The following is a 442-nucleotide window of genomic DNA, read 5'->3' as shown; positions in this document are numbered from 1 at the left end:
GGTACTTCTCCCGCTCGTCGTCACCTTCGGGCTGGCGCTGTACGGGATCCCCGCGCTCCCGACGCTGGTCGCCGGGGTCTTTGCCGGGACCTTCACGACCATCTTCGTTCAGGGCCGGTCGTTCACTGCCGCCTGGACCGTCTTTCTCGACGGGACGGCCCCTGAAACGGGGATGGACCTCGTGAACGACCTGCTGGCAAGCGGTGGCATCTCGGGGTCGGCCTGGACGATTGCCGTCGTCGTCGCGGCTCTCAGTCTCGGTGGGCTCCTTGAGCGGACCGGCGTCCTCGCCGTGCTCGCACACCATCTCGCAACTGCTGTCCGCGAGCCCCTCGTAGAGGTCGTCCCACGAGTAGCCGAGCCAGTATTTCCCGACTGCGCCAGTCAGCACGATGCTCCAGAGCAACGGCCCGTGTGGGGCCAGCTTCAGATACCCGGACCC

At 67.0% G+C, this 442-nt stretch carries 1 protein-coding gene; it reads left to right on the top strand.

Going from position 1 to position 442, the window contains the following annotated elements:
* Positions 1-442 (top strand): Na+/H+ antiporter NhaC family protein (locus FY251_RS21450; RefSeq protein ID WP_305037595.1); only part of this gene is annotated, 442 nt, incomplete at both ends.

It is taken from the genome of Haloferax sp. KTX1 (assembly GCF_902410085.1).
In the GTDB taxonomy this organism is placed as follows: domain Archaea; phylum Halobacteriota; class Halobacteria; order Halobacteriales; family Haloferacaceae; genus Haloferax; species Haloferax massiliensis.
Note: the sequence above shows the minus strand (reverse complement) of the source record. Positions and strands in the feature narration are given on the sequence as shown.